This is a genomic window from Nevskia sp., assembly GCF_023266035.1.
Classification (GTDB): Bacteria; Pseudomonadota; Gammaproteobacteria; order Nevskiales; family Nevskiaceae; genus Nevskia.
This window is the reverse complement of the sequence record NZ_JAHFRY010000187.1, coordinates 1-6315: the sequence shown is the minus strand read 5'-3', so window position 1 is coordinate 6315 and position 6315 is coordinate 1. Positions and strand designations below refer to the sequence as shown.

Here is a 6315-nt window from a genome sequence, read left to right as displayed (position 1 = left end):
GGTTCAAAGTCGCGTGCTAACCTGCCGCAACTTCCCGTTTTCGAAAGGTGCGACATGCCCCGCGATGGCTGCGTGCTGAACACCATCGGCAACACGCCGCTGGTGGAGTTGAGGAACCTCGACACCGGCCTGTGCCGGCTGTTCGTCAAGCTCGAAAACCAGAACCCGACCGGCTCGATCAAGGATCGCATCGGCCTGTCGATGATCGAAGCCGCCGAACGCGACGGCCTGATTCACCCCGGCGGCACCCTGATCGAAGCGACCGCCGGCAACACCGGCCTGGGCCTGGCGCTGGTCGCGGCCCAGAAGGGTTACCGCATCACCCTGGTGATCCCGGACAAGATGGCGCAGGAGAAGATCCTCCATCTGCGCGCACTCGGCGCGACCACGATCATCACTCGCAGCGATGTCGGCAAGGGCCATCCGGAGTACTACCAGGACATCGCCGAACGCCTTGCCCGAGAGACGCCGAACAGCTTCTACGTCAACCAGTTCGCGAACCCGGCGAATCCGCTGGCTCACGAAGCAAGCACCGGCCCGGAGATTTGGGCCCAGACCGGGCAGATGTGCGACGCCGTGGTCGTCGGTGTCGGCTCCGGCGGCACGCTCACCGGGCTCGGCCGCTACTTCGCGAGAGTCGCGCCGCATCTGGAGATGGTGCTGGCCGATCCGAAAGGCTCGATCCTCGAACCGCTGGTCGAACGCAACGAACAGATCACGCCGGGTTCCTGGCTGGTCGAGGGCATCGGCGAGGATTTCATTCCGCCGAACTGCGAACTCGGTTATGCCAAGAAGGCCTATTCGATTCCGGATGCCGAAAGCTTCCTGACCGCACGCTAGCTGCTGGCCAAGGAAGGCCTGCTCGGTGGCTCATCGACCGGCACCTTGCTGGCCGCCGCGCTGCGCTACTGCCGCGCGCAGACCGCGCCGAAGCGCGTCGTCAGCTTCGTCTGCGACAGCGGCAACAAGTATCTGAGCAAGATGTACAACGATCACTGGATGTTCGAGCAGGGCCTGCTGCCACGGCCGCGCCACGGCAACCTGCTGGACCTGATCGTCCGTCGCTACCAGGAAGGCGGCGCGGTGACCCTGAAACCGGACGACAACCTGCTGCTCGCCTATCGGCGGATGAAGCTGTTCGATGTCTCCCAGGTGCCGGTGATGGAAGGCCCGAGAGTGGTCGGCATCATCGACGAGTCCGATCTGCTGCTGCATGTGCAGGCCGGCTCGGCGCACTTCAACGACGCGGTGTCGACGGCGATGGTGGCCAAGGTCGAAACAATCCGGCCCGATGCACCGATGGCTACGCTGATCGACTTGTTCCAGCGCGATCATGTCGCCGTGGTGGCCGATGCCGAAGGTGCCTTCATCGGCCTGATCACCAAGATCGATCTGCTCAACTACCTGCGCCAGCAGACCTGAAACCCCGCCTTTCCCCGGAGCACACATGCGCCGCATCACGCTGTCCCTCGACGAAACCCTGGCCGATCAGTTCGACGCCTGGGCCGATCGCCACGGCTACGAAAACCGCTCCGAAGCGTTCCGCGATCTGCTCCGCGGCCGGCTCGAGAACGAGCGCATCGACGACGGCAAGGCCTCGCATTGCGTAGCCACGGTGTCCTACGTGTACAACCATCACGAGCGTCAGCTGGCCAGCCGCTTGGCGGAGAACCAGCACGATCATCACGGCCTGAGCATGGCGACGATGCACGTGCATCTGGATCACGACAACTGCCTGGAAACGATGGCGCTGAGAGGCCCGCTGCCGCAGGTGAAAGCTTTCGCGGAATCGCTGATCGCAGAACGCGGCGTGCGCCACGGCCATCTGCATCTGGTGCCAGTGGCGCTGGAAATCTCCCAGGTGCATGGCGAAGCGCATGTGCACCTGAGCCCGATCAGCTGAAGCTTCGCAACCGCTACAAAAAGAAAAGCCGCCTTTCGGCGGCCAACGCTTCATCGGGGGAGAAAGCAAAGCCTTTATCTCACTGTCCGAAGCGCTCCGCGCATCAGGCGCGGTGAACGGCAGTATTCGGCGGACGAAGCGGCGTCACCACGCTGACGCGCGCCTGGCCCAAGCTGCCGGTCGCAGTTGTTGCTCAAAAAAGCAAGCCGCCTCAAGGGCGGCTCAATGACATCGGAGTCGGATTCGGCGTTCGTGGCACCCGGTGCGCGTCAGTACGAATAGCTGAGCGTCACCCGGCCGTTGATCGGCTCGATCGGGTGGAAATGGGTGTCATCGACGCCTTCAGCCGCCTCGCCCTGCAGGCGCGAGGTGTAGAAGTAATCGATGTCGTGATCCTTGGAATCGAACAGATTGTTGATCTGGCCGCTGATCCTGAAGCGGCGGCTGATCCGGTAACCGGCGCCGAAGTTGACCACCGTCGTCGAGTTCGATTTGACGCTGTTGTCCTCGGCCAGCGGACGCGGGCCGAAATAACGGACGCGCAATGCCGTGTCCCAGCCGAGCGGGCTGGTGTAGGTCACGCCCAGCGCCGCAACACCCTGCACTGCCTGCGGCACCCGCTTGCCGATGGCATTGCCGTCTTCATCGAGCTGCTGTTCCCGGAAGCGGGCCTTGGTGTAGGCCAGGTCGCTGTCGATCAGCAGATGCTTGATCGGCTTCCAGTAGACGGCCAATTCGCCGCCGTAACGTTCGGTGGCGCCGAAAGGTTCGGTCGTGCCCGCATCGCCGACGTAGACCAGCTCTGAATCCGAACGCAGCCGGAAGACGCTGGCGGCGACCTGCACGTTGGGAATCAGTGCTGTGCGCATGCCGAGATCGATGCCCCTTGCCACGGCCAGCGGTGTCACCGGATCAACGGCATCGCCACTGCGCGGGTCGATGGTCTGCGTCGCGCCGCGGGCATCGTTCGAATGGAAGCCCTGGCCGGCGTTGATGAACAGCTCGGTCTTCGCCCAGGGGCCGAAGATCAGCGCGCCTTTGGGGCTGATCAGCGTGTCCGAAGCCTTGCCAGTGTTCAGCGGGTTGTTGTTGACGACGTCGAAGTTGATCGAGTCGAAACGGGCACCGGCCGTGGCGCGCAGCCAGGAGGTGAGATGGACGTTGGTCTGCGCGTAAACCGAACCGATCCACTCCTTGACGTCGCTGACCGTCGTCGTGTCGAGCCGCTCGCGCGAACGAGTCAGATAGAGACCGACGTCGTCGATATCGTCATAGCGCGTCTGCGCGCCGATCTCGTTGTGGAATTCCAGGCCGAGCAACTGGTTGCTCAGCTTGTAGCTGAGATTGCCGCCGTAGACGTTGCGCTTGTCCGACTGCTCGAACTGATCGCCGTTGACCGGATCGTCGAGGAAATAGGTGAAATTCGAGAACAGATCGAGCCGGTAGCGGAACGCGTAGGCATCGAGCTTCAAGGTGCCCGGCCCGAGCTGCTGTGTGACGCCGCCGGAGAAATTCACGCGGTGGCTGCGGCCGCCGTCGGTGGGATCGATGTAGCCGAGCCGGTCGATCAAGCCCTGATCGACGGCGCGTTGCGGAATCTGGTCCGGCGACAGGTTGCGCGTCGAATAGCCGGTGGCCGACAGGTGATAGCTGCCGCCCTCGTAGCGCTGCGAATAGCGCAGCACCAGATTGCCCTTGTTGAAGTTCTGGCCGAGATCGTAGGGGCCGTCGTAGTGCACGTATTCGAAGCCATACAGCAGATTGCCAGCCCCGGCCTTGACCGAGCCGACCGACAGCAGCCGGCCGTAACCGTAGGCGCCGCCGGTGGCCTCGACGAGGTTCTGGTCGAACTTTTCCTTGTAACGAATATCGGCAGCACCAGCGGCCGAGAAATCGCCGTACTGCGCGTAGTAAGGGCCTTTGCGGTACTCGATCGAATCGACCAGTTCGGGGATGAAGAAGCCATTGTCGGCATAGCCCTGGCCGTGAGCGTGAGTCGGCATGTTGACCGGCAGGCCATCGACGAACACCGCGAAGTCGGTGCCGTGATCGAGGTTGTAGCCGCGCAGGAAGTACTGGTTGGCCTTCCCCTCGCCACTGTGCTGGGTGACGATCAGGCCCGGCACCACTTCCAGCAATTCGCCGGTACGCGAGATCGGCCGGTTCTCGAACTGCTCCGAATAGACCGTGCCGATGGTCGCCGAATCGGCCTCGCCAACCAGTTCATCGGCGCTGACTGTCACGGTATCGAGCTGGACCGCTTCGCCCGGCACGCCAGCGGCTTCCGCTGGCAGTACCGAAAACCCCGACAATCCCGCAATGCCCGCCAGTCCCGCATGCCTGGCTCTTCTCTTGGCCCCACTCATCAATCGCTTCACGTGATCAACCATTGCCCACTCTGTTCGGCCTGTGCCCGGCTTAGGCCCGCGTCGGCGAACTCAGGTCTGCCTGACAGCGGCAGCCTTCGGTCGATTCGACGGTATGACGTTTATATACGATGTCATACGACAGCTTGATGAAAGCCGATGCAGCGCAGCCCAACTTTCTGCAGCCACGCGCAGAAGCTCGGTCACCGCGCTAACGTGCTCGCAGTCCTGACCTCACAAAACGCCACGCCATGACCACCCAGCCCCCCGCACGCAACGCGTTCGCGACCCGCGTGATCCACGCCGGCCAGAGCCCGGATCCGACCACCGGCGCGATCATGCCGCCGATCTACGCCACCTCGACCTACGTCCAGGAAAGCCCCGGCGTGCACAAGGGCTACGAGTACGCGCGCAGCCAGAACCCGACCCGCTTCGCCTACGAGCGCTGCGTCGCCGATCTCGAAAGCGGCACGCACGGCTATGCCTTCGCCTCCGGTCTGGCGGCGACCGCGACGGTGCTCGACCTGTTCGCGCCCGGCGATCACATCATCGCCAGCGATGATCTCTACGGCGGCAGCTACCGCCTGTTCGAGCGGGTGCGAGCGAAATCGGCCGGGCTGAAATTCTCCTTCGTCGACCTGCGCGATCCGGCCAAGGTCGAAGCGGCGATCCGCCCGGAAACCAAGATGATCTGGGTCGAAACACCAACCAACCCGATGCTGAAGCTGGCCGATCTGCCCGCCATCGCCGCCATCGCCAAGCGTCACGGACTGATCGCCGCCGCCGACAACACCTTCGCCAGCCCTTACGTGCAGCGGCCGATCGAACTCGGCTTCGATCTGGTCATGCACTCGGCCACCAAGTACCTGAACGGCCACAGCGATATGGTCGGCGGCATGCTGGTGGTCGGCGACAACGTCGATCTGGCCGAACGCCTGACCTTCCTGCAGAACGCCGTCGGCGCCGTCGCCGGGCCGTTCGATGCCTTCCTCGCCTTGCGCGGCGTGAAGACACTGGCCTTGCGCATGGAGCGCCACTGCAGCAACGCGCAGGAACTGGCCGGCTGGCTGCAGACCCATCCGAAGATCGCCAAGGTTCATTACCCAGGCCTGGTCTCGCACCCTCAGCATCCGCTGGCGAAGAGACAGATGCCGCGCGGCTACGGCGGCATGATCGCCATCGAACTGCGCGGCGGGCTCGAGGATGCCAAGCGCTTCCTGGAGCGCTGCCACCTGTTCGCGCTCGCCGAAAGCCTCGGCGGCGTCGAAAGCCTGATCGAGCACCCGGCGATCATGACCCACGCCAGCATCCCGGCAGAGAACCGCGCCGCGCTCGGCATCAGCGACACGCTGTGCAGGCTGTCGGTGGGGGTCGAGGATGTCGAGGATCTGAAGGCTGACCTCTCCCATGCGCTCGGCTGAGTGCGTCGCCGGTGAGAGGCTGGCAGCGGCGCGCTAAAGTGGCGTCCGCCCCTTTCCATCGAGATTCGCCATGACCACTCCCACCCTCGCCCAGCGCCGCTGCGTTCCCTGCGAAGGCGGCGTCGACCCGCTGACGCCCTCCGAAGCCGCCGAATTCATGACCCGGCTTGGCCCGGCCTGGACGCTGTCCGAAGACGGCCGGAAGCTGCACGGGCACTTCGAGTTCAAGAACTATTTCCGCACCCTGAGCTTCGTCAACGCGGCGGCCTATATCGCGATTCACGACGACCATCACCCGGATATCGCCTTCGACTACAAGAATTGCGACATCACCTACTGGACGCACGCGATCGACGGCTTGTCGGAGAACGATTTCATCTGCGCGGCCAAGACCGACGCCCTGCTGGTATGACGGCAGCCGTCATCGACTGGCGCCTGTGGCGCTGGAACGAGTGGTCGAACGATCTGCTCTACGCCGCGATGCGGCTGCGCAGCGAGATCTTCGTCGTCGAACAGAACTGCGTGTTTCCGGACATGGACGGCCTCGATCCGACCTGCACGCATCTCTGCGGCACCAATGCCGATGGTGAGTTGCTGGCCTACGCCCGGCTGCTGGCGCCGGGCG

4 protein-coding genes and 2 pseudogenes are annotated in these 6315 nt (G+C 63.8%); 5 read left to right on the top strand and 1 reads right to left on the bottom strand.

The window, feature by feature from the left end:
- Positions 1-54: 54 nt before the first annotated feature.
- Positions 55-1422: pseudogene (locus Q0D45_RS21715) on the top strand (pyridoxal-phosphate dependent enzyme).
- 25 nt (positions 1423-1447) lie between these two features.
- Complete coding sequence (nikR, locus tag Q0D45_RS20170) at positions 1448-1903, top strand: nickel-responsive transcriptional regulator NikR (RefSeq protein WP_293397301.1); 456 nt, start codon at positions 1448-1450, stop codon at positions 1901-1903.
- Between the two features lie 269 nt (positions 1904-2172).
- Here nikR and Q0D45_RS20165 read toward each other — a convergent pair whose 3' ends face one another.
- A complete protein-coding gene (locus Q0D45_RS20165; protein WP_293397298.1) occupies positions 2173-4215 on the bottom strand; it encodes a TonB-dependent receptor in 2043 nt (680 codons plus the stop codon).
- Positions 4216-4520: 305 nt separating this feature from the next.
- Here Q0D45_RS20165 and Q0D45_RS20160 point away from each other — a divergent pair, with 305 nt between their 5' ends.
- The 3 genes and pseudogenes from Q0D45_RS20160 to Q0D45_RS20150 form a co-directional block, all read left to right on the top strand.
- Positions 4521-5690 carry a cystathionine gamma-synthase gene (locus Q0D45_RS20160; protein WP_293397295.1) on the top strand — a complete coding sequence of 390 codons (1170 nt, stop codon included), beginning with the start codon at positions 4521-4523 and terminating at the stop codon, positions 5688-5690.
- Between the two features lie 70 nt (positions 5691-5760).
- Positions 5761-6102, top strand: coding sequence for a 4a-hydroxytetrahydrobiopterin dehydratase (locus Q0D45_RS20155; RefSeq protein WP_293397292.1), 342 nt, complete (start codon positions 5761-5763; stop codon positions 6100-6102).
- Positions 6099-6315: pseudogene (locus Q0D45_RS20150) on the top strand (GNAT family N-acetyltransferase); the annotation flags it as partial. The gene Q0D45_RS20155 and the pseudogene Q0D45_RS20150, both read left to right, overlap by 4 nt.

Coding starts and splice junctions, on each gene's coding strand:
- nikR (WP_293397301.1), top strand. CDS start 1,448: ATGCGCCGCATCACGCTGTCCCTCGACGAAACCCTGGCCGATCAGTTC.
- Q0D45_RS20155 (WP_293397292.1), top strand. CDS start 5,761: ATGACCACTCCCACCCTCGCCCAGCGCCGCTGCGTTCCCTGCGAAGGC.
- Q0D45_RS20160 (WP_293397295.1), top strand. CDS start 4,521: ATGACCACCCAGCCCCCCGCACGCAACGCGTTCGCGACCCGCGTGATC.